The sequence below is a fragment of the Xylophilus sp. GW821-FHT01B05 genome, from assembly GCA_038961845.1.
Taxonomy (GTDB): Bacteria; Pseudomonadota; Gammaproteobacteria; order Burkholderiales; family Burkholderiaceae_C; genus Xylophilus.
Genome location: CP152408.1, coordinates 682592 through 704139 on the forward strand (window position 1 = coordinate 682592; position 21548 = coordinate 704139).

Genomic DNA, 21548 nt, shown 5'->3' on the forward strand with positions numbered 1-21548 from the left:
GTCAGCGTCCCAGGATAGAGCGCCCGAACAGGCTGGCGACCAATTCCACCGCCACTTCGGCCGTGCGGTTGCGCATGTCGAGCGCGGGGTTGATCTCCACCACGTCGAGCGAGCCCAGGCGGCCGGTGTCGGCAATCATCTCCATGCACAGCTGCATCTCGCGGTAGGTGGGGCCGCCGCGCACGGCGGTGCCCACGCCGGGTGCGTCGGAAGGGTCGAGGCAGTCCAGGTCGAAGCTCACGTGCAGGTGGGTGTTGTCGTCCAGGTCCTGCAGCGCCTCGGTCATGGTGGTGCGCATGCCGTGCTCGTCCAGGTGGCGCATGTCGAACACCTGCAGGCCCCACTGGCGGATAGCCAGTTGCTCGGCCGCGTCCACGCTGCGGATGCCGATGAAGGCGAGCCGGTCGGGCTGCACCGCTTGCGCCTGGCCGCTCCAGCCGGTGAGCGCGACCGGGCCGTGGCCCAGCAGGCAGGCCACCGGCATGCCGTGCAGGTTGCCCGAGGGGCTGACCGCCGGCGTGTTGACGTCGGTATGGGCATCAAGCCACAGCACCCGCAGCGTGCGGCCCTGGCAGCGGCAGTGCTGCGCCACGGCGCTGATCGAGCCTATGGCCAGGCAGTGGTCGCCGCCCAGCAGCACCGGGAAATGGTCGGCGCCCAATGCCGCGCCCACCGCGTCATACACCGAGCGGTTCCAGGCCACGACTTCCTTCAGGTGGCGCAGGCCGGCCTCGGGCGCGGCCCAGGGCGTGGGCGGGCCGGCCAGATTGCCGTGGTCTTGCACCGTCAAGCCCTGGGCCGCGAGTGTCTCGGCCAGCCCGGCCACGCGCAGCGCGTCCGGCCCCATGCCGGCGCCGCGGGTGCTGGCGCCGATGTCGGTGGGCGCGCCTATGAGCTGGACGGTGGTCGGCATCAGAACCTCGGCAGGTCAGGGTGTTTGAGCTGGCCGCCGCGCACCAGCATCTTTCCGTACTCGGCGCAGCGCTGCAGCGTGGGGATGACCTTGCCCGGGTTGAGCAGGCCGCGCTCGTCGAAGGCGTGCTTTACGCCCAGCATCTGCGCGCGCTCCTCGGGTGAGAACTGCACGCACATGCTGTTGAGTTTTTCCACGCCCACGCCGTGCTCGCCAGTGACGGTGCCGCCCATGGCAACGCTGGTCTCGAGGATGTCGGCGCCAAACAGCTCGCAGCGGTGCAGTTGGTCGGGGTCGTTGGCGTCGAACAGGATCAGCGGGTGCAGGTTGCCGTCGCCCGCGTGGAACACGTTGGCGCAGCGCAGGCCGTACTTCTTCTCCATGGCCTGGATCGCCAGCAGGATGTCGGCCAGCCGCGCGCGCGGGATGGTCGAGTCCATGCACATGTAGTCGGGGCTGATGCGGCCGCTGGCGGGGAAGGCGTTCTTGCGGCCGCTCCAGAAGCGCAGGCGCTCGGCCTCGTTGGCGCTGACCGTGATGGCGGTGGCGCCGCAGCGGCGCAGCACCTCGGACATGCGGCCGATTTCTTCCGCCACTTCTTCTGGTGTGCCGTCGGATTCGCACAGCAGAATCGCCTCGGCCGTGAGGTCGTAGCCGGCATGCACGAAGTCTTCCACCGCGGCTGTCATGGGCTTGTCCATCATCTCCAGCCCGGCCGGGATGATGCCGGCGGCGATCACCGCCGCCACCGCAGCGCCGGCTTTGCGCACGTCGTCGAAGCTGGCCATGATGCAGCGCGCCAGTTGCGGCTTGGGCACCAGTTTTACGGTCACTTCCGTGGTCACGGCCAGCATGCCTTCGCTGCCGATCAGCACGGCCAGCAGGTCCAGGCCGGCGGCGTCGAGGGCCTCGCTGCCAAATTCAACGGCCTCGCCCTCGGCCGTGAAGCCGCGCACGCGCAGCACGTTGTGCAGCGTCAGGCCGTATTTCAGGCAGTGCACGCCGCCAGAATTTTCGGCCACGTTGCCGCCTATGGTGCAGGCGATCTGGCTCGATGGGTCGGGCGCGTAGTACAGGCCGTGGGGCGCGGCGGCCTCGCTGATCGCCAGGTTGCGCACGCCGCACTGCACGACGGCGGTGCGCGCCAGCGGGTCGATCTTGAGGATGCGGTTGAAGCGCGCCAGCGACAGGGTCACGCCCAGCGCGTGCGGCATGGCGCCGCCCGATAGCCCGGTGCCCGCGCCGCGCGCCACCACCGGGATGCCGCGCGCATGGCAGGCCTTGAGCACGGCCTGCACCTGGGCCTCGGTCTCGGGTAGCACCACGGCCAGCGGGCGCTCGCGGTAGGCGGTCAGGCCGTCGCATTCGTAGGGCACGGTGTCTTCGGCCGTCCACAAAATGGCGTCTGAAGGTAAACAGGCCTGTAGCGCATGTACTGCCTGGGCTTGTAGCTCTGCTTTTGATAGCGTTTGGGTGGCCGGCTCGGCCAGGGCGGAGGTCATGCGGCGATTCTCCATGGCTTGCCCGGCGCACGGGCGTGAAATTTACGGCGGCGGCGCGTGAGCAGGCTGCGCCACCCGGCCAAAGCTGAACACGCCTTCGGCCGCGAGCCGGGCGGTTTCGGCCCGCACCAGGTCGGTCACCACGGCGATGGCCGAGCTTTGCGCCCGCTCTATGCGCGTGGCCAGCACCAGCATGCGGTGCAGTTGCACGCCGGAGATCTCCGACAGCCGCGCGTGGCCGGCGCGCTGCTCCTTGAACACCGACACCGGCATGATCGTGGCCCAGCGGCCTTGCAGCACCAGCTCGCGGATGGCGTCGACCGAATCGATCTCGGCCTCGACCTTGATGCGCGCGCCCAGCGGCGCCAGCGTGCGCTCGACGATGCCGCGGTGCAGCCCGGTCATCAGCAGCGGCAAGGAGGCCAGCGCCGACAGCGGCACCACCGGCGGCATCTTGCGCGCCGCCGGCGTGATGAGCGCGAACGGCTCGGCCAGCAGCGGCTGCAGCGCAAAGACGCGGTGCGGCTCGGGGTTGGTGACCACGGCCATGTCCACCAGCCCGCGCTCCAGGCCTTCCAGCAACTGCGGCGTGAAGGCCTCGCGCACCACCAGCCGCACGCCGGCCAGGCTGCGGTGGCAGCGCTCGAATATGCCCGGCAGCAGCACCCGCGTGAGCGTGGGCGACACGCCCAGCACCACGGTTGATTCGCCGGCCGCGCCGCCGTCGCCCAGTTGCTGCTTCACGCGCGCGGCCTCGGCCAGCATGCGCCGGGCCGATTCATAGAGCGTGGCGCCGTCCTGCGTCAGCCGCACGCCGCGCGCGCCGCGCAGCAGCAGTTGCACGCCCAGCTCGGCCTCCAGGTCGCGCAGTTGGCGCGTCAGCGCAGGCTGGGCGATGGAGACGGCTGCCGCCGCCGCCGTGAAGCTGCCGGCATCGGCAATGGCAACGAAGTAGCGCAGGGTGCGGAGGTTCATGGACTGCCGGCTGGAGCGATAGCGCAATGATATGGCTCGGCGCCAATTCGGCATTGGACCGGCGCGCAGCGCGTTCCTAGACTTTGCGCTTCAGCCCGAACAACGGAGACCAGCGCAGCGACGCCACGGGGCGGCCGCCAGCGCACGCCATGACGACAGATCGCAACACCCTGTGGATTGCCGGCGACCGGCTGCAGCGCTTCACCGCCGCCGCGCTGACCCAGGTCGGCCTGCCGCCGCAGGATGCGGCCAAGGTCGCCGCGCTGATGGTCGAGGCCGACCTGCAGGGCTCTGACGGCCACGGCATCATCCGGCTGCCGCAGTACGTGCAGCGCATACAGGCCGGGGGCATCAACGTGCGCCCGGACATCCGCGTGGTGCAGGAGCGCGCCGCCATGGCGGTGGTGGATGGCGACAACGGCATGGGCCACCTGGTGGTGTCGCGCGCGGTGGAACTGGCCATTGAGAAGGCACGCGGCGCCGGCGTGGCCTGGGTCGGCACCCGCGCCAGCAACCATGCCGGACCGGCATCGCTCTACGCGCGCATGCCGGTGGCGCACGACATGATCGGCCTGTACTTTGCGGTCGGCAATGCCAACCACATGCCGCCTTGGGGCGGCATGGAGATGCTGCTGTCGACCAACCCGATCGCCGCCGGCATCCCGGCCGGGGACGAGCCGGCGGTGGTGCTGGACATGGCCACCACGGTGGCCGCCTACGGCAAGGTCAAGGCCAAGGCCAAGCGCGGCGAGGCCATGCCCGAGGGCTGGATGATCGACCGCCAGGGCCGCCCGCTGACCGATCCCACGCGCGCCCACGAAGGCTTCCTGCTGCCCATCGGCGGGCACAAGGGCTACGGCCTGGCGCTGATCGTCGGCCTGCTCGCCGGCACCCTGCAGGGCGCGGCCATGGGGCGCGAGGTGGTCGACTTCAATGCCGACCACGTGACCCCGACCAACACCGGCCAGGCGATCCTGGTGATCGACCTGGCCGCCTTTGGCGGCGCCGGGCCGTTCAAGGCCGCAGTCGATGCACTGGTGCGCGACATCCGCAGCAGCGAGCGCCTGCCCGGCGTCGAGCGCATCTGGCTGCCGGGCGAGCAGAGCCACGGGCGCAGGGCTGCGTATGCGCAGTCCGGCGTGCCGGTGGCGGCCGCGTTGGTCCAGGACCTGGACCAACTGGCGGCGCGCATCGGCATTGCGCCGCTGCGCCAGGCAGAGCCTTTCCCCCCATAAAAAGGAGACATCCATGACTGTCGTGAAAAGCCTGCTGGCAGCGGCCGGCCTGTGCGGCGCGCTGCTGTCTGCCGTGGCGCAGCCCGCTGCGGCCTATCCCAGCAAACCGATACGCGTCGTCATACCGCTGGCTGCCGGCAGCGCGGTGGACAACGGCGCGCGGGTGCTGCTGCAGCGCATGGGCACCGAGCTGGGCCAGGCCTTTGTGCTGGAGAACATCCCGGGCTCGGCCGGCCTGATCGGTGCCGAGCGGGTGGCCAAGGCGGCGCCTGACGGCTACACCATCGGCGGCTTCAACGACAGCGTGCTGACCATGGTGCCGCACATCTACCCCAAGGCCGGCTGGGATGCGCTGACCGACTTCACGCCGATCTCGCTGGTCGGCACCATCGAGTGGGGCCTGGTGGTCCGGCCCGACGCGCCCTACCGCACGGTGGAGGACTTCATTCAGGCCGTGAAGGCGGCGCCCGGGCGCATGAACTACGGCTCGGGTGGCAACGGCAGCCCGCAGCACCTGGCGATGGCCATGTTCGCCACGCGCGCCGGCATCACGCTGACGCACGTGCCCTACAAGGGCGCGACGCCGGCCGCCATTGCCGTGGCCGGGGGCGAGGTGGACGCCGCCTTCCAGGGCCTGGGCACCGTGACCTCGCTGATCCAGGGCGGCAAGCTGCGCCTGCTGGCCGTGTCTACGCCGCAGCGCCTGCCGCAGTACCCGAACGTGCCCACCGTGGCCGAGTCCGGCCTGCCGGATTTCTTCTTCAACTCGTGGTTCGCCCTGGTCGCGCCCAAGGCTACGCCACGCCCGGTCATCGACCGCCTGAGCGCGGCTATGCGCAAGTCGCTGGACGACCCCGACACCCGCAAGCAGCTGGTGGCCCAGGGCATGACCATACGCGGCAGCTCGCCCGAGGAATTCGGCCTGGCGCTGCACGACCTGTACGAGCTCTATCGCAAGGTGATCCAGGCCAACAACATCAAACCGGAGTGACACCACGTGCCAGAAGCCACCATCCTGCATCCCGCCGACCTCAAGGCCTACGAGCGCGGCGGCGGCGCGCGCACCATCCCGCTGGTGTCCGCGCGCCTGGGCGCCACCAGTTTCATCAACGGCATCACCGAGTTCGGCCCGGCGGCGCAGATTCCCTGGCATTTCCACAACTGCGAAGAAAGCGTGATGCTGCTGGAGGGCGAGGCCGTGTTCGACATCGGCGACCAGCACCACCGCCTGGTGCCGCAAGACACCACCTTCATCCCGGCCGGCGTGCCGCACCGCTTTCGCAACCTGTCGGATACGCGGGGGATGAAGATTCTCTGGATCTACGGGCGGGTGGATGCCACGCGCACCTTGCTTGAGTCAGGCGAGACACGGGCCGTGTCCGCTGAACACATCTGAGCCTCAGCTCAGGCTGCGCCGCAGCCACTCCGCAAAGGCCGCGCATTCCCAGCGATCCATGGCGCCGGTGCGCCAGCACAGGTAGTGGCCGTGCGGGCTGGGCACGCTGCGGTCGGATAGGCGCTCCAACTGGCCGTTGTCCAGCCAGGGCGCGCCGAGCTTCAGGCGCACCAGCGCTACGCCCAGGCCTTGCGCGGCGGCGTCGCACATCAGGCCTATGTCGTTGAAGGACGAGCCGTCCATCGGCTCGGGCCAGTCCACCGCGTGCGCGGCAAACCAGGTGCGCCAGGGCTCCAGCGGCGAGCGCAGCAGCGTGGCGCGCTGCAGGTTATCAATGCTGTCGAAGGGGCCGTGCTCGCGCAGATAGGCGGGCGATGCTAGCGGCGTGACCACGTCGGCGGCCAGCAGGGTGTGCTCGACATCGGCATAGCGGCCGGTGCCAAAGCGCACCATCAGGTCGGCTTCTTCTGCCACCACGTCCAGCAAGGGGATGCTCACCTGCAGCGCCAGGTCGATCTCGGGGTAGGCCTCGGTGAACTGGCGCAGGCGCGGGATCAGGATGGCGCGGGCGAAGGTCGGCGTGACGGCCACGCGCAGCTTGCGCCGGCCCGATGCCGCCTGCGCGCTGGGGAAGCGCGACAGCACCACCAGGCCTTCGCGCACATGGGCCAGGTATTCGCTGCCGTCGGTGGTGAGTGAGAAGTCGGCGCGGCCAAACAGCTTGGTGCCCAGCAACTGCTCCAGCTGGCGCACACGGTGGCTGACGGCGCTGGGCGTGACGCACAGCTCTTCGGCGGCCAGCGTGACGTTGCGCAGCCGGGCCAGCGCTTCAAAAGTCAGCAGGCACTGGATGGGTGGAATCCGCTTGGCCCCCACACCCGACAGCGCCGCTGTCTCGCCCGCCATGGCTATTTGAAGATGACGGTCTTGTGGCCGTCCAGCAGCACGCGGTGTTCGCTGTGCCATTTCACGGCGCGGGCCAGCACCTGGCTCTCGGTGTCGCGGCCCATGGCGGTCAGGTCTTCCACCGTCTTGCTGTGGTCCACGCGGGCCACGTCCTGCTCGATGATCGGGCCTTCGTCCAGGGCCGCAGTCACGTAGTGGGCGGTGGCGCCGATCAGCTTCACGCCGCGGTCGTGTGCCTGGTAGTAGGGCTTGGCGCCCTTGAAGCTGGGCAAGAAGCTGTGGTGGATGTTGATGGCCCGGCCTTCAAGCTTGCGGCACAGGTCATCGGACAGCACCTGCATGTAGCGCGCCAGCACCACCAGCTCGGCGCCTTCGGCCTGGATGATTTCGTACTGCCGGGCTTCTGCCTGGGGCTTGGTGGCAGCGGTCACCGGGACGTGGTGGAAGGGCACGTTGTAGCTGGCCGCGAGTTGGTAGAAGTCGCGGTGGTTGCTGATGATGGCGCGGATGTCCAGCGCCAGCAGGCCGGTCTTCCAGCGGAACAGCAGGTCGTTCAGGCAATGGCCCTCGCGGCTGACCATCAGCACGGTTTTCATGGGCTCGGACTGCAGGTGCAGGCCCCATTGCATCTGGTGCGCTTCGGCGAAGCTGCGCAGCTCTTCGCGCAGGGCAGCGGTCTCGCGGTCGCTGCTGAACTGCACCCGCATGAAGAACAGGCTGGTGGCGCGGTCGTTGTACTGGGCCGCATCTTCGATGTTGCTGCCGCGCTCGAACAAGAAGCCGGAAACCGCATGCACGATGCCCGGGCGGTCCGGGCAGGAAAGGGTCAGGGTGTAGACGTTGGTGACGTTGGTCATAGCCGCAGGATTGTCGCAGCACTCACGGCGCCTGGCGTTTGAGCAGTTGCGCGCAGTGGTCCACCGGTGCCATCGCTGGGGTGGCCCAGATGGCGTCGAAGCGCGCATCGCCCGGCGCGTTGTCGGTTGCGCCGGCCACCATGGCCACGCTGCGCACGGCCAGTGCGCTGGGCAGGTGCTGCGGCACGCCCAGGGCGCGGTCCACATGACCGGAGCCGGCCCACAGCACCACGGTGCGCCCGGCGCTGGCGGATTCGGCCACCACATGCGCCATGCTGCGGTCGCGCGCGATCTGCACCCGCGTCATGGCCGGGATCTGGCGCTCGGGCAATAGCCGGCAGTGGCCTTCGCGGATGGCTTCTTCCTGCGCCTGGCGTGCCGCCGGGGCCAATTGGGCGTCCAGCGACACATCGGCCATGGCCGCGCGCATTTGCGTGGCGGGCAGGTTGGCTCCGACCACCGGCACACCAGCCCGTACCGCTGCGCGTATGGCCGGTGCATAGCGCTGCCAGGGCCAGGCGCGCTCGTCCCAGGCCAGTGCGCTGCGGATCGCCGCATCGTCCGCGTCACGCGGCACGGCCACCGTATTGGTGCCCTGCGGCGCCATCTCCAGTGCCAGCGCGGCCAACTGGCCGTGCGCCGCCAGCGCCTCGACCTGCTCCGTCACGCGCTCGGGCTGGCCGGGGGCGTCGTGGGTTTCGCCGATCAGCAGCACCTTGGACATGGGCGCCGGCGCTCCCGCAGCAGCGCAGCCGGCCAGCAGCAGGGCGAACACGGCAGGCGCACTGTGGCGCAAGACCTGGAGAAAGGCGGATGAAGCGGACATGGCCGCCATCCTATGCCGGCCGCCGTAGTCACGGTGGCCGCAGAAAGCAAAACGCCACGGCGAACCGTGGCGTTGCAGGGGTGGCGCGGGTGCTTCTAGTGCACCAGCACCGGGTTCTGGGCCAGGCCAGCGTAGCTGTCCAGCGTGTCTTCTACTTCTTCCTGGGTGGGCGTGTTGCGCTGCCAGTCGAGGATGATCTGCTGGAACATCTCGGCCCATGAGCCGTCGAGGTACACCTCCTTGCCTGAGCGCTTGTCGACGATCTCGAAGCCGTGGCGTGCGAGCTGCGGCACGTCGGAGGCGGTCGTTTCGTCGTCTTCTGCGTCCGGAACCATATGGACCACCACGAAGGAGTCGGAGTCATAAAGCATTTGCATGGCGGTGTTCCTTTCTATCGGAGGTGTCTGGTAGATAGCAACCTTGGTGCCAGTTTCAAGTGTAGTGGCGGAACTTCAAAGACCTTTTTTATGCTTTACGCGCCAGCGGCCCTGTCGGATGACACTCTTGGCGGTCTTTATCGACGAGACGTTACGGCGGCGCCATGCTGCGCAACTGCTGGTCGACGTAGTCGCCGTTCTGCTGGGTGATGCGCATGCGCACCGGCAAAAAGCCCAGCGAAGGCGCAAACCAGACCTGCACCCGCGTGTCGTAGTCCTTGCGCGGGGCGCGCTCCAGGCGCACGGTGGCCAGCGGGCCGACCGGCAACTGCAGCTCTTCGTGCCCGGCGACGGTGAACAGCCAGTCTTCGGCGTCGCGCGTGCCCACGGTTTGCACGCTGATGCTGGCGCCCTCGGGGTAGCGCGCCGGGTCGCCGGCCAGCAGCGCGCCCAACTGCACGAACACGCTCAGCCGGTCTTGCGCGCCCGGGGCCAGCGTGGCCTGGGGCGCGTTCGAGCTGAACACGATGCGGCCCTGGTCGTAGTCGAAGTGCGCGGCCTGCTCCGCGCTGCGTGGTTTGTCGCCAAAACGCAACGGTTGCAGGCCTTGGGGCCCAAGCCGGCCGGTGCTGGTCTGGGTGCGCGAGCCAACCAGGAAGGCGCTCACCTCCATCAGCAGCTTGTAGTCCTGCCCGTCCTGCTGCCAGTGCAGTTCTGACTTGGCGTGCCAGGTGAAGCCTTTGGCAAAGCCTTCGGCGTCATAGAACATGTTGACCGGCGCCGGCAGGCCCACGGGCGGTGGCGGCGGCGCGGGCGGCGGTGGCGCTGGTGCAGGTGGCTCGGCCGGTGGTTCGGGCGCTGCAGGCGGCGAGGGCGGCGCGACCGGCCCGATCACCGCGCCAGCTATTGAATCTGTAGCTATAGGCCCAGGCGTGTCCTGGGCTTGGGCCATATTTTTATCAGATTCTGGCAGCGGCACCGAGGCCGGCTTGGACGCCGGGCGCGGGCGGGGCTTGGGGGGCGCGGCAGGGGGCGGCGCAGGCGGCGCGGGCGGCAGCACCATGCGCGCCTCGAAGGGCGTGGATTTTTCCTCGTCCGGCGCATCCGGCAGGCCCGGCGGCAGCCAGTGCAGTGCCACCAGGTGCACCAGCAGCACGGCGGCGGTAAGGGCGACCAGCGGCCGGGTCGGGATGCCCATTGCTTGGTCCTGCCCTCAGGCGCCCGCAAAGCCCAGGTCGCGCGACAGCTGCTGCGCCGCCGCGTGCAGCGGCGCCTCTACTGCGCCGCCCCACTGCGGGTCGAAGGTGGCGGCCGAGCCCAGCGTGACCATGCCCAGCGCGATGTGGCCGTCGGCATCGAACACCGGCGCGCAAAAGCCGACGATGCCAGGCAGCAGGGTATCGACCACGCGCGCCGTGCCGCGCTCGCGCACCTCGGCAAACAGGCGCGCCGCATCGGCGGCGGTGGCCGGCACGTCGGTACGGCCCAGCTTGCGGGCGTGGGCGATCTCGTCTTTCAGCAGCGGCGCAATCGCCTCGGGCGGCAGCCAGGCGGCAAAGCAGCGGCCGGTGGCCGAGGACAGCAGCGGCATGACGTCACCCAGGCGCAGGTTGGCGGTGACCGATTGCGGGGATTCTTCCCAGTGCACGATGGTCGGGCCGCGGTTGCCCCAGACGGCAATCGCCAGCGTGTGGCCGATGGCTTCCATCAGCGCCGGGATGCGCTCGCGCGCCAGGCGCACCGGGTCCAGCCGCGACAGCGCCGCCAGCCCCAGCCGCAGCGCGGCCGGGCCCAGGTCGTAGCGCGAGGTGCGCAGGTCTTGCGCCACCAGGCCCAGGCGCTGGAAGCTCACCAGGTAGCGGTGTGCCTTGGCTGCGCTCATGCCGGCTTCAGCGGCAGCGTCGCGCAGCATCAGCGGGCCGCGTGCGCGCGCCAGCGCATCCAGCAGCGCAAAGCCGACTTCCACTGACTGGATGCCTGCGCGCGCTTTGCCGGAATCGTCGTCGGGCTCGTCGCCGACGCTATGGTTAAAGGGTTCGCCCGGGGCTTCCAGCCCCTGCTGCATTGCCACTAGAATCCCCGATCATTTCTTTTAGTTAAACCAGTTTAACTATACGTAATCGGACCGTGGTCCGAAACTGCCCACCACACGGGGACTCCGCTCAATGAAACTCGCCACCTACAAGGACGGCTCGCGTGACGGCCAACTGGTCGTCGTCTCCCGCGATTTGGCTACGGCCCATTATGCGACCGGCACTGCGACCCGCATGCAGCAGGTGCTGGACGACTGGAGCTTCCTGTCGTCCCAGTTGCAGGACCTGTATGACGACCTGAACGCGGGCCGCGCGCGGCATGCCTTCCCGTTCGATCCGGCGCAGTGCATGGCGCCGCTGCCGCGCGCCTACCAGTGGGCCGACGGCTCGGCCTACCTGAACCATGTGGAGCTGGTGCGCAAGGCGCGCAACTCCGAGGTGCCGGCCAGCTTCTACGAAGACCCGTTGATGTACCAGGGCGGCAGCGATGATTTCATTGGCCCGCGCGACGACGTGCTGGTGCCCTCCGAAGACTTCGGTATCGACTTCGAAGCCGAGATCGCCGTGATCACCGGCGACGTGCCCATGGGCTGCACGCCCGAGCAGGCGCTGGACGGCATCCGCCTGGTGATGATTGCCAACGATGTCAGCCTGCGCAACCTGATCCCGGCTGAGCTGGCCAAGGGCTTTGGCTTCTTCCAGAGTAAGCCGGCGACGGCCTTCAGCCCGGTGGCGGTGACGCTGGACGAGCTGGGCGACGCCTGGGACCACGGCCGCCTGAACCTGGTGTTGCAAAGCACCTGGAACGGCCGCAAGGTCGGCATGTGCGACGCCGGGCCGGACATGACCTTCCACTTCGGCCAGCTGATTGCCCACATCGGCAAGACGCGCAATGTCCGCGCCGGCAGCATCGTCGGCTCGGGCACGGTCAGCAACAAGGGCGTCGAGAAAGACGGCCGTACCGACTGGCCCAAGGGCTACAGCTGCATCGCCGAGAAGCGCTGCATCGAAACCATCCAGGACGGCGCGCCCAAGACCGCCTTCATGAAGTTTGGAGACACCATCCGCATCGAGATGAAGAACCGCAACGGGCAGAGCATCTTTGGTGCGATTGACCAAAAAATTGCCCCGCCGGGCAAGGCCATCGCCACGGTCTGAGCATCCGGGCCAGGGTTCCCGCGATAACCCCGCACACAACACTAAAAGGAGACATTCGCATGCATCGCAGAACCGTTCTTGGCGCGCTCGGCGCCGCCGCTGTGGCCAGCCCAGCGTTTGCCCAGTCATCCGACGCCGTGATCCGCTGGGTCGTGCCCTATCCGGCGGGCGGCGGCACCGACGTGCTGGCGCGCACCGTGGCCGAGGCCATGCGCGGCACGCTCGGCCAGCAACTGGTGATCGACAACCGCCCGGGCGCCTCCACCAACATCGGCGCGCAGGCTGTGGCCACGGCGCGGCCCGATGGCCTGACCATCATGTCGGCCGACAACGCCTTGCTGGCCTACAACGAGCACCTGTTCCACAAGCTGCCCTTCAACCCGGACAGCAGCTTCAGCTACGTCGGCGGCATCAGCCGTTTCCCGCTGGCGCTAGTGGTGACGCCGGGCTTCGAGGTGAAGACGCTGAAGGACTTCATCGCCTATGCCAAGGCCAATCCGGGCAAGCTCAACTACGCCTCGCCCGGCAATGGCTCGCCGCACCACCTGGCGATGGAAATGTTCAAGAGCCGCACCGGCACCTTCATCACCCACATTCCCTACCGTGGCGCTGCGCCGGCCATGGCCGACGTAATGGGCGGGCAGGTGCCCTGCATGTTCCTGGACCTGGCCGCCGGCCTGCCGGTGATCCAGTCGGGCAAGGTGCGCGCGCTGGCGATTGGCTCGGCCCGCCGTGCCGCGTTGCTGCCCGACGTGCCAACCCTGGCCGAGGCCGGTGTGCCCAATTCAGAGGTGTTCGCCTTCCAGGGCATCCTCGGCCCGGCGGGCCTGCCGCAGCCGATGGTGCAGCGACTCAACGGCGCGCTGAACCAGGCACTGGCCAGCGCCGCCGTGCAAAAGCGCATGGCTGATTTCGGCATGGAGGCGATGCCCGGTACGCCCGAGCAGTTCCACACTTTCGCGCGGGCTGAAGCCCATCGCTGGGGCCCGATCATCCAGGCCACGGGCGTGAAGTTGGATTAATCACAGCCTATAACGGCACAGAAGGCCGCGGAGCAGGCCATGCGCGAACCGCCGCGGAACTGGCTTTGCCAGGCCGCTGGCGGTGCCCCCTTGAGGGGGGAGGCGAAGACGCGAAGCGCGTAGCCTGGGGGGGAGCCAAGCTCTCTAGCGTGTGTATACCTTGCGCGAGCCGTCCTCGAACAGCTCGTCGTCGCGCAGCAGGTCGCCCTCGGCGTCCCAGGTGCGCTCGCGGCTGATGCGGCCGCGGCTGTCGAAGATCGACTCGGACTTGAGCTTGCCCTGCATGTCGTAGCGCCGGTGCGTGCCGGTGGGCACCGGGGCGTAGCGGCCGGTGTCGATGTAGCGGCCCTCGGCGGCCAGCACGCCGTTGTCGTAGAACTCGCGCGTCTCCAGCAGGCGCGTGGACCCGGACATGGTGTACTGCGCCTTGCTGCGCGGCTGGCCATTGAGGTAGTAGGTTGACTCGCTGCTGAGTTCGCCCTGGGTCCACAGCCGCTCGCGCGTAAGTGAGCCGTTGGCGGCGAATTCCTGCTCGCGCTCGCGCACCGCCTTGCCGTTGTTGATGGCCCATAGCACCTCGCGGCGCTTGGCGCCGTTGGGGCCAAAGCTGCGCTCCACGCGGCTGGTGAGGGTGACCTCTTCCTGCTGCGCGGGCAGGCCGTTGTCCTGGAAGGTTTCGTAGCGCAGGCGCTTGCCCGCGACATAGGTGCCGCGCGCGCGCACCGTGCCGTTCTCGGCCACGAAGGCCACGGTTGAGGTGCGTAGCGGGAAGCCGCAGAGCTTGGCGTCATCGACCACCGGTGCCAGCACCGGGCGCTCGGCGCAGCGCAGGCTGCGCAGTTCGCCGCGCGAGGTGAATTCGGCATAGGCCAGCTCGCCCAGGGGCCCATAGAAGCTGGCCCGCTGTAGTTGGCCGTCGGCGTAGAAGGTGCGCGCCAGGCCGACCTGGCGGCCGTCGTCGTAGCCGGCGTCGCGCACCAGTTGGCCGTTGGCCGCGAACTCCTGGCTGCGGCCCTGCATGTTGCCGCGCTCGTTGACGCTGTACTCGCGCGACAGCTTGCCTTCGGTGTAGTAGCGCACCGCGCCCATGAACTTGCCGTTCTGCAGTTCTTGCTCGCGCACCAGATGGCCGCCGTCACGGCAGCGCATGGTGCCGCTCTTGCCTTGGGTGGTGTGGCCATTGGCCGGGTTCACGGACTCGCCGTTGAGTTCGCACTCCTGCACCGCCCAGGCGGTGCCAGCCGTCAGCGCCGCCAAAACGATCACCATGCGACAACCCGTGCGAGCGCCGGAACGAAGGCTCATTAACCACATCTCCCCGGCGCTTGACTCTCTGGAACGTACTGCAAGGCCATGGCGGCCAAGCTTAGCAGCGGGCCTATCCCTTACCGGGGCAGCAGGGTTATCGTTACATCGCGAGACATTTTGCTGCAACACCCATAATGCGGCCATGCATCGCCTGCGCACCTCCGCCGTCCTCGCCCGCCTTGTGCTGGTGTGGTTTCTGCTGGCGGTGGGTGCGGCCGTGGCGTCGCCGCTGATGCAGCCGCAAAGCCTGGAGCTGATCTGCTCGGGCGTGGGCCAGTTGAAGCTGCTGGTCAAGCACGCCGATGGCAGCAGCAACAGCGCGCAGCAGGGCCACACGCTGGACTGCCCGCTCTGTGCCAGCGTGGGCGCGCCGCCGCCAGTGCTGGCGCAGGCCGCCACGGTGCCGCACCCGCTGGCCTACGCACTGCAGCCGGTGCCTGCGGCCCACATCGCCGCGCGCACTGCGGCACCGCTGCCCGCGCGCGGGCCGCCGCTGTTCCTCTGAAGCCTGACTGACCCGCCCGCCGTTCGCGGCGGACTCTTTCTTTTTCTTCCGGAGGGAACATGCCGTTCCACATTCTTCGTGCGCCCCTTCTCGCACGTACCACCCTGGCCGTGCTGGCCAGCCTTTGCAGCGTCGCGCAGGCGCACATCGTGCTCGACCAGAAGTCCGCCCCCGCCGGCAGCTACTACAAGGCCGTGCTGCGCGTGGGCCATGGCTGCGATGGTGCCGCGACCACGGCCATCACCGTGCGCATGCCGCCCGGCGTGCAGGCCGCGCACCCGCAGCCCAAGCCGGGCTGGACGCTGGATATTCGCCGCGCAGCCGAGGGCGGCGAGGTGTCTGACATCACCTGGCGCGGCGGCCAGCTGCCCGACGCCTGGTACGACGAATTCGCGCTGCAGGTAAAGCTGCCCAATACGCCGGGGCCGCTCTGGTTCAAGGTGCTGCAGCAGTGCGGCGACACCAGCACCGACTGGGCCGAGGTGCCCGCCACCGGCACGGTGACGCGCGGCCTGCGCCGCCCCGCCGCGCTGCTGGAAGTGCAGCCGGCCGCAGGCGCCGCAGCGGCCATGCCGGACATGCCCGGCATGGCGGCCGAGCCCGCCGCCGCGCACCAGCACCACCACTGAAAGGGCCGCCATGCGTATCCCTTTCATGTTGCTGCCGCTGGCGGCGGCAGTGGCGCAGCTTGCGCCTGCCACGGCCGGCGCGCAGGCCACGCTGGGTACCGTCACGGTGCGCGACGTGGCCGACCCGGCCGCCACCGTGCCCTCAATCGAGCAGGCGCGCGCGGCGGCGCGGCGCGTGCCGGGCGGCACCGACATCGTCGATGTCGAGCGCGTGCGCGAGGGCCGGGTCTCCACCCTGCAGGATGTGCTGGCGCTGTCGCCCGGCGTGGTGGCGCAGCCGCGCTTTGGTTCGGAGGAAACCCGGCTGTCCATTCGCGGCTCGGCGCTGCAGCGCACCTTTCACCTGCGCGGCATCAAGCTGATGCAGGACGGCATCCCGATCACGCTCACCGATGGCAGCGGCGACTTCCAGGCGCTGGAGCCGCTGGCCGCGCGCTATGTGCGCGTGGAGCGCGGCGCCAACGCGCTGCAGTACGGCGGCTCGACCCTGGGCGGTGCCATCAACTACGTATCGCCCACCGGCTATGACACGCCGGGGCTCGAAGTGCGCGGCGAGGCTGGCAGCTATGGCTACCGGCGCGAGCATGTGCAGGGCGGCTTCGTGCGCGGCGCCGGGCCGGACGGCGGCCCCGCCGTGGGCGCGGTGGATGGCTTTGCCAGCTTCTCGGGCTACCAGCAGCAGGGCTACCGCGCGCATGCGCGCCAGGAGGCCTGGCGCTTCAACGGCAACATCGGCTACCGCCTGAGCGATGACGTGGAAACCCGGCTCTACCTGGGCCTGGCGCGCAGCCGCTCGGAGTTGCCCGGCAACCTCACGCGCGCCGAGTACCAGGCCAACCCGCGCCAGGCGGCGGCTGGCAACGTGGCGCTGGACCAGCAGCGCAACATCGAGGTCGCGCGCATCGCCAGCCTGACCACCATCGCGCTGGGCCAGGACCGGGTCGAGCTGAACGCCTTCTGGTCGCACAAGCACCTGTTCCACCCGATCTTCCAGGTGCTGGACCAGGGCAGCGACGACCTGGGCGTGGGCGCGCGCTGGGTGCGCGAGGGCACGCTGGCCGGCCGGCGCAACCGCTTCGTCGCGGGTGCGCAGCTGGGCTATGGCGTGCTGGACGACGACCGCTTTGTGAACCTGGGCGGCAGCCCCGGCGCGCGCACCAACCAGCTGCACCAGACCGCCGCCAGCGCCGAGCTGTACGTGCAGAACGACTGGTACCTGCGGCCCGACCTGGCGCTGATCACCGGCTTGCAGGCAGCGCGTGGCACGCGCCGCAACGCAGACCGCTTCATTGCGGCGGGCGAGGGCGACGAGAGCTTCTCGCGCGGCTACTCGGGCTTCAGCCCGCGCCTGGGCGTGCTGTGGGATGTCGTGCCCAAGGCCGCCGGCGCGGTGCGCGGCGACTTCGCGCAGCTCTTTGCCAATCTCTCGCGCAGCTTCGAGCCGCCGTCCTTCGGTGAACTCACCGGTGGCCTGCGGCCCAATCTGCTGAACGCGCAGCGCGCCACTACGCTCGAAGTGGGCAGCCGCGGCGCGCGCGGCGCGCTGGACTGGGACCTGGCGCTGTACCGCGCTGCGGTGCGCGACGAAATGCTGCAGACGCAGGTGCTGGTCGCCGGCAACAGCAGCGTGGCCGCGCCGCAAACCGCCAACGTGCCGCGCACCGTGCACCAGGGTATCGAAGCCGGCGTGGGCTGGCAGCCGACCCGGCAATGGGAATGGCGCAGCACCTGGACGCTGAACGACTTCCGCTTTGATGGCGACCCGAGCTTCGGCAACAACCGGCTGCCCGGCGTGCCGCGCCAACTGCTGCGCTCCGAGCTGCTGTGGCGCGCGGCACCTGGTGGCGTCTACGCCGGGCCGGTGCTGACCGTGGCCGGCCGCACCGATGCCGACATGGCCAACACCACCAGCGCCGAGGGCTATGCGCTGCTTGGCCTGAAGACCGGCGGCCCGCTGGGCAAGAATGCCTCGTGGTTCGTCGAGGCCCGCAACCTGGCCGACCGCCGGCACATCGCCAGCGTCAACGTGGTGCGCAGCGCCACTGCCGCCACGGCGCTTTACCTGCCGGGCGACGGCCGCTCCGTCTACGCCGGGCTGCAATGGAAACTTTGAAACCACCACCATCCAAGGACACTGCAATGCACACGAAGAAACTGACGACATGGCTGGCCGCCGCGGCCTGCGCCTTTGGCCTGTTGGGCGCGGCCCAGGCCCAGGACGTGAAAGTGGAGGGCGCCTGGGTGCGCGCCAGCGTGCCGGGCCAGAGCGGCACCGGCGGCTTCATGACGCTGACCGCGCCGGTGGCGCTGCGCCTGGTGGGCGTGGCCACGCCGGTGGCTGCCACCGCCGAGGTGCACGAGATGCGCATGGACGGCGAGGTCATGCGCATGCGCGCCCTCGACGGCCTGGACCTGCCCGCCGGCACGCCGGTGCAGCTCAAGCCCGGCGGCTACCACCTCATGCTCACGGGCCTGCGCCAGGCGCTGGCCAAGGGCACGACCGTGCCGCTCACGCTGCTGCTGCGCGACGCGCAGGGCGTGGAGCGCCAGCAGGCCCTGACGCTGCCGGTGGCCACCGTTGCGCCGGGCGCCGCCGCAGCGCCAAAAGACGCCGCAGACCACTCGCACCACGGGCACTGAACGCACGCCGTTGGAGTAAGCTGACCGCCGATGCCCCGCGCCCTCGCACGGGGCACGCGGTTCATCTTTTCTGGAGCGGTCATGAGCGATTCCCCGCCTTTCGGTTTCGGCAATTTCGTGCCCGGGTTCGACTTCCTGCAAACGCTGGTGCAGTCCGCCGCCAAGGGCGCGGCGCCGCAGGCGAGCCAGGGGCCGGACTGGTCGAGCTGGATCGCGCCGACCATCAAGGTCGAAGACCTGGACAAGCGCATCAACGAGCTGAAGACCGTGCAGTTCTGGCTGGAGCAGAACGCCCGCGCGCTGGCCGCCACCATCCAGGCGTTGGAGGTGCAGAAGATGTCGCTGGCCACGCTGCGCAGCATGAATGTGCAGATGGGTGATTTGGCCGCGGCCTTCAACTTCCCAGGCGCGGCACCGGCTGCAACTGCTGCGCCGGCCGCAGCGCCCGCCGGCCCCTACGACGACATGTACACCGCGCGCCCAGCCGCCGTCGAGGCGCCAGCGCCCGAGCCCGCTGCGCCACCAGCCGCAGAAGAGGCGCCGGCCGCAGCAAAGCCCGGCACGGCCGACCCGCTGCAGTGGTGGAACGCGCTCACCGACCAGTTCCAGCAGATCGCCGCGAGCGCCATGCAGGACGCCGCGCGCCAGGCCAAGGACGCGCCCCTTGCGCAGATGGCTGACGCCACGCGTCAAGCTTTCGATGTGGCAGGGCGCATGGCTGCGGATGCTATGAAAACCGCAGCTGATAGCCAAGGTGCAGCAAGGGCTGAAGCCAAAAAACCCTCTAAAAAAACCAGCGCCGCGCCTGCGGCCAAAGCCGCCGCCAAGCCGGCGCGCCCGGCCGCCTCCAAGGGCTGGGCCGCCGCCGCCGCGCCCCGCGCGGCGGCACCACCGCCCGCAACCGCTGCGCCGGCCAAGCGCCCGCGTGCATCCACTGCTGCGGCAGCGCCGGCTTCGCCCACGCGCCGTGGCCGCAGCCGATGAAACTCTTTCCCTACGCCCACGCCACCCACCCGCAATGGCGCATGGCCGCTGGCCTGGTGCTGGCGCAGCTGCGCGCGCAGATGGCGCTGCCCGACCACGCGGCGGCGCCCACGCTGGGCATCGTCTACATCACCGACCACTACGTGGACGAGGCCGAGGCCATCCTCGAAGCCCTGGGCGCCGAGCTGCCCGAGATCACCGACTGGGCCGGCACCGTGGGCATAGGCGTGGCGGCCAACAACGCCGAGTATTTCGACGAGCCCGCGCTGGCCGTGATGCTGTGCGATCTGCCGCCCGAGCACTACCGCATCTTCTCCGGCGTGGCACCACTTGGCTCGCTCGCCACCGGCAGCTTCCAGGCGCATACCGCGCTGCTGCATGCCGACGCGCAAATGCCCGACCTGACCGAGCTGGTGGCCGAACTGGCCGAGCGCACCAACACCGGCTACCTGTTCGGCGGGCTGGCCGCCAGCCGGCGCGGCAGCGTGCAGTTTGCGGTCGGTGGCAACGGCAACATCCGCGGGCAGGGCGCGGCCAGCGGCGTGTTCCAGGGCGGCCTGAGCGGCGTGGCCTTTGGCGAAGGCATCGGCCTGGTGTCGCGCGTGACCCAGGGCTGCCAGCCAGTCGGGGCGGCGCACCAGATCACCGGCGCCGAAGACAACGTGATCACTGCGCTGGATGGCGAGCCCGCGCTGGATGTGCTGCTGCGCGAGCTGGGCGTGTCGCTCGACGATTCACAAGAGGCGCTGGCTGCGGTGCGCACCACGCTGGTCGGCCTGCAGTCGGCCGAGGACGGCGCGGCCAGTGACCTGGTCGGGCGCACTGGCCACTTCGGCGTCGATACGCGGGTGCGCCACATCATCGGGCTCGACCCGGCGCGCCACGGCGTGGCCGTGGCCGAGCGCGTGGCGCCCGGCATGCGCATGGCCTTCTGCCGGCGCAACGCCCAGGCGGCGCGGGCCGACCTGGTGCGCATCTGCGCCGAGATCCGCGAAGAACTGGAACCCGAGGAAATGCCGCTGGCCACCGCCGCCGCGCTGGCCGCACCCGAGGCCGAATCGGCACCGCACCCGGCGCGCCGCATTGCCGGCGCCATCTACATCAGCTGCGCCGGCCGTGGCGGCCCGCACTTTGGCGGCCCGAGCGCAGAGCTGCAGATCGTGCGCCATGCGCTGGGCGACGTGCCGCTGATCGGCTTCTTTGCCGGCGGCGAGATCGCGCGCCACCACGTGTATGGCTACACGGGGGTGTTGACGGTGTTTGTGGGCGAATAGCCGGCTGCTGTCGGTTTACTACAAAATGTATAGCTATAAGCCGGCGTGTACATTGGGCTAGAGCCACTTTTGACCAATATTCACATCTTCCCGTAGGTGGAATCAAAGCGCTGCTGCAGATAGGCCTGCGCCGTCACCGGCGCATAGCGCGGCGCCTCGCCCGCCGGCACGCAGGACGGGATGGCCTGCACCAGCGCATCCGGGTTCGGGTCAAGGAAGAAGGCGATCGAATAGCGCTCGTGCGGCGGCCGCGCCACGCGGTGCGGGGTCGACACATAGACATCATTGGTCCAGCGCATCAGGCAGTCGCCGATGTTGCAGATGAAGGCGCCGGGCAGCGTGGGCGCGTCCAGCCACTGGCCGTCGCGGCGGCGCACCTGCAGGCCGGCCACGCCATCCGTCGCCAGCAAGGTCACGTTGCCGTAATCGGTATGCGTGCCGGCGCCGGCCTGGCCGGGCGGCGCGCCGTCCAGCAGCGTGGGGTAGCGCAGCAGGCGCAGCGTGGCCTGCGGGCGATCGACCTTGTCGGCGAAGAAATCCTCGGCCAGGCCCAGGTCACTGGCAAAGGCCGTGTGCAGGCGCTGGCCCACGGACAGCACCGCGTCGAAGTAAGCCTGCAGGCGCGTGCTCCAGCCCTCGATCGGCGGCCAGATATTGGGCGGCCGCGTGGCGCCGTCGGTCCAGATCAGGTTGAAGGCCTCTTTCAGATCGGCGGCGGTCTTCTCGTCCAGCGCCTCCACGCCCAGGCCCACATAGCCACGGTTGTGGCCGTGCCGGGCAATGGCCAGTTCGCGCTTGGCCTCGGCCGGCAGCGCAAAGACTTCGTGCGCGGCGGCAAAGGTGTCGGCCACCAGTGCGGCGGGCACGCCGTGGCCGGTGATCAGGAAGAAGCCGGTGCCGCGGCAGGCGGCGCCAATCTGGGCCGCCACCTGTTGCCGCGCGGCGGCGTCAGGGGAGGCGAGGGCGGTGATGTCGATGACGGGGATGTCGTGCTGCATGGGCGCGATT

The 21548-nt window shown here is 69.5% G+C and carries 22 protein-coding genes; 11 read left to right on the top strand and 11 right to left on the bottom strand.

Features of this window, described 5'->3' with window-relative positions; translation table 11 throughout:
• Position 1 precedes the first annotated feature (1 nt).
• Genes rocF through AAFF27_03275 form a run of 3 tightly spaced genes read right to left on the bottom strand, consistent with a single transcriptional unit; the run spans position 2 to position 3390 of the window.
• Positions 2-913 carry an arginase gene (gene rocF, locus AAFF27_03265; protein XAH24225.1) on the bottom strand — a complete coding sequence of 304 codons (912 nt, stop codon included), beginning with the start codon at positions 911-913 and terminating at the stop codon, positions 2-4.
• On the bottom strand, positions 913-2415 hold the full coding sequence (locus tag AAFF27_03270) for an FAD-linked oxidase C-terminal domain-containing protein (GenBank protein XAH24226.1): 1503 nt from the start codon (positions 2413-2415) through the stop codon (positions 913-915). Before AAFF27_03270 ends, rocF begins: the two co-directional genes overlap by 1 nt.
• A gap of 42 nt (positions 2416-2457) precedes the next feature.
• The gene (locus AAFF27_03275) at positions 2458-3390 is read right to left on the bottom strand and encodes a LysR family transcriptional regulator (GenBank protein XAH24227.1); all 933 of its coding nucleotides are present in this window, start codon (positions 3388-3390) and stop codon (positions 2458-2460) included.
• Positions 3391-3539: 149 nt separating this feature from the next.
• On the opposite strand from AAFF27_03275, the gene AAFF27_03280 reads away from it, so the two are divergent.
• The 3 genes from AAFF27_03280 to AAFF27_03290 are packed head-to-tail and all read left to right on the top strand — an operon-like array spanning position 3540 to position 6021.
• Complete coding sequence (locus AAFF27_03280) at positions 3540-4625, top strand: Ldh family oxidoreductase (GenBank protein ID XAH24228.1); 1086 nt, start codon at positions 3540-3542, stop codon at positions 4623-4625.
• A gap of 13 nt (positions 4626-4638) precedes the next feature.
• Positions 4639-5616 carry a tripartite tricarboxylate transporter substrate binding protein gene (locus AAFF27_03285; GenBank protein ID XAH24229.1) on the top strand — a complete coding sequence of 326 codons (978 nt, stop codon included), beginning with the start codon at positions 4639-4641 and terminating at the stop codon, positions 5614-5616.
• A 6-nt stretch (positions 5617-5622) separates the two neighbouring features.
• Positions 5623-6021: a cupin domain-containing protein gene (locus AAFF27_03290; protein XAH24230.1), complete on the top strand. Its 399-nt coding sequence runs from the start codon at positions 5623-5625 to the stop codon at positions 6019-6021.
• A 3-nt stretch (positions 6022-6024) separates the two neighbouring features.
• Here AAFF27_03290 and AAFF27_03295 read toward each other — a convergent pair whose 3' ends face one another.
• From AAFF27_03295 to AAFF27_03320, 6 genes are all read right to left on the bottom strand, one after another.
• A complete protein-coding gene (locus tag AAFF27_03295; protein ID XAH24231.1) occupies positions 6025-6927 on the bottom strand; it encodes a LysR substrate-binding domain-containing protein in 903 nt (300 codons plus the stop codon).
• Between the two features lie 2 nt (positions 6928-6929).
• Positions 6930-7784, bottom strand: coding sequence for a formyltetrahydrofolate deformylase (gene purU, locus AAFF27_03300; GenBank protein ID XAH24232.1), 855 nt, complete (start codon positions 7782-7784; stop codon positions 6930-6932).
• A gap of 22 nt (positions 7785-7806) precedes the next feature.
• Complete coding sequence (locus AAFF27_03305) at positions 7807-8610, bottom strand: ChaN family lipoprotein (GenBank protein ID XAH24233.1); 804 nt, start codon at positions 8608-8610, stop codon at positions 7807-7809.
• A gap of 95 nt (positions 8611-8705) precedes the next feature.
• Positions 8706-8987 (bottom strand): DUF3567 domain-containing protein, encoded by a 282-nt coding sequence (locus tag AAFF27_03310; protein XAH24234.1) that lies wholly within the window; start codon positions 8985-8987, stop codon positions 8706-8708.
• A gap of 151 nt (positions 8988-9138) precedes the next feature.
• Positions 9139-10185 (bottom strand): DUF3108 domain-containing protein, encoded by a 1047-nt coding sequence (locus AAFF27_03315; protein ID XAH24235.1) that lies wholly within the window; start codon positions 10183-10185, stop codon positions 9139-9141.
• A 15-nt stretch (positions 10186-10200) separates the two neighbouring features.
• Positions 10201-11052 carry an IclR family transcriptional regulator gene (locus AAFF27_03320; protein ID XAH24236.1) on the bottom strand — a complete coding sequence of 284 codons (852 nt, stop codon included), beginning with the start codon at positions 11050-11052 and terminating at the stop codon, positions 10201-10203.
• Positions 11053-11152: 100 nt separating this feature from the next.
• On the opposite strand from AAFF27_03320, the gene AAFF27_03325 reads away from it, so the two are divergent.
• Together AAFF27_03325 and AAFF27_03330 are read left to right on the top strand one after the other, a co-directional pair.
• Entirely contained in the window at positions 11153-12178 is a 1026-nt protein-coding gene (locus AAFF27_03325) for a fumarylacetoacetate hydrolase family protein (protein ID XAH24237.1), read from the top strand.
• Between the two features lie 59 nt (positions 12179-12237).
• A complete protein-coding gene (locus AAFF27_03330; protein ID XAH24238.1) occupies positions 12238-13200 on the top strand; it encodes a tripartite tricarboxylate transporter substrate binding protein in 963 nt (320 codons plus the stop codon).
• A 144-nt stretch (positions 13201-13344) separates the two neighbouring features.
• Here the strand turns inward: AAFF27_03330 and AAFF27_03335 are convergent, their stop codons facing one another.
• Positions 13345-14469, bottom strand: a complete 1125-nt coding sequence (locus AAFF27_03335) for a hypothetical protein (protein XAH24239.1) — start codon at positions 14467-14469, stop codon at positions 13345-13347.
• A 181-nt stretch (positions 14470-14650) separates the two neighbouring features.
• On the opposite strand from AAFF27_03335, the gene AAFF27_03340 reads away from it, so the two are divergent.
• From AAFF27_03340 to AAFF27_03365, 6 genes are all read left to right on the top strand, one after another.
• On the top strand, positions 14651-15013 hold the full coding sequence (locus AAFF27_03340) for a DUF2946 family protein (protein ID XAH24240.1): 363 nt from the start codon (positions 14651-14653) through the stop codon (positions 15011-15013).
• A gap of 59 nt (positions 15014-15072) precedes the next feature.
• Positions 15073-15642, top strand: coding sequence for a YcnI family protein (locus tag AAFF27_03345; GenBank protein ID XAH24241.1), 570 nt, complete (start codon positions 15073-15075; stop codon positions 15640-15642).
• A 10-nt stretch (positions 15643-15652) separates the two neighbouring features.
• Entirely contained in the window at positions 15653-17755 is a 2103-nt protein-coding gene (locus tag AAFF27_03350) for a TonB-dependent receptor (protein ID XAH24242.1), read from the top strand.
• A gap of 26 nt (positions 17756-17781) precedes the next feature.
• Positions 17782-18282, top strand: coding sequence for a copper chaperone PCu(A)C (locus tag AAFF27_03355; protein ID XAH24243.1), 501 nt, complete (start codon positions 17782-17784; stop codon positions 18280-18282).
• Between the two features lie 81 nt (positions 18283-18363).
• A complete protein-coding gene (locus tag AAFF27_03360) occupies positions 18364-19266 on the top strand; it encodes a PhaM family polyhydroxyalkanoate granule multifunctional regulatory protein (protein XAH24244.1) in 903 nt (300 codons plus the stop codon).
• Positions 19263-20540: an FIST N-terminal domain-containing protein gene (locus AAFF27_03365; GenBank protein XAH24245.1), complete on the top strand. Its 1278-nt coding sequence runs from the start codon at positions 19263-19265 to the stop codon at positions 20538-20540. Before AAFF27_03360 ends, AAFF27_03365 begins: the two co-directional genes overlap by 4 nt.
• A gap of 80 nt (positions 20541-20620) precedes the next feature.
• Here the strand turns inward: AAFF27_03365 and AAFF27_03370 are convergent, their stop codons facing one another.
• Entirely contained in the window at positions 20621-21538 is a 918-nt protein-coding gene (locus tag AAFF27_03370) for a 2-oxoglutarate and iron-dependent oxygenase domain-containing protein (protein XAH24246.1), read from the bottom strand.
• Between the last annotated feature and the right edge of the window lie 10 nt (positions 21539-21548).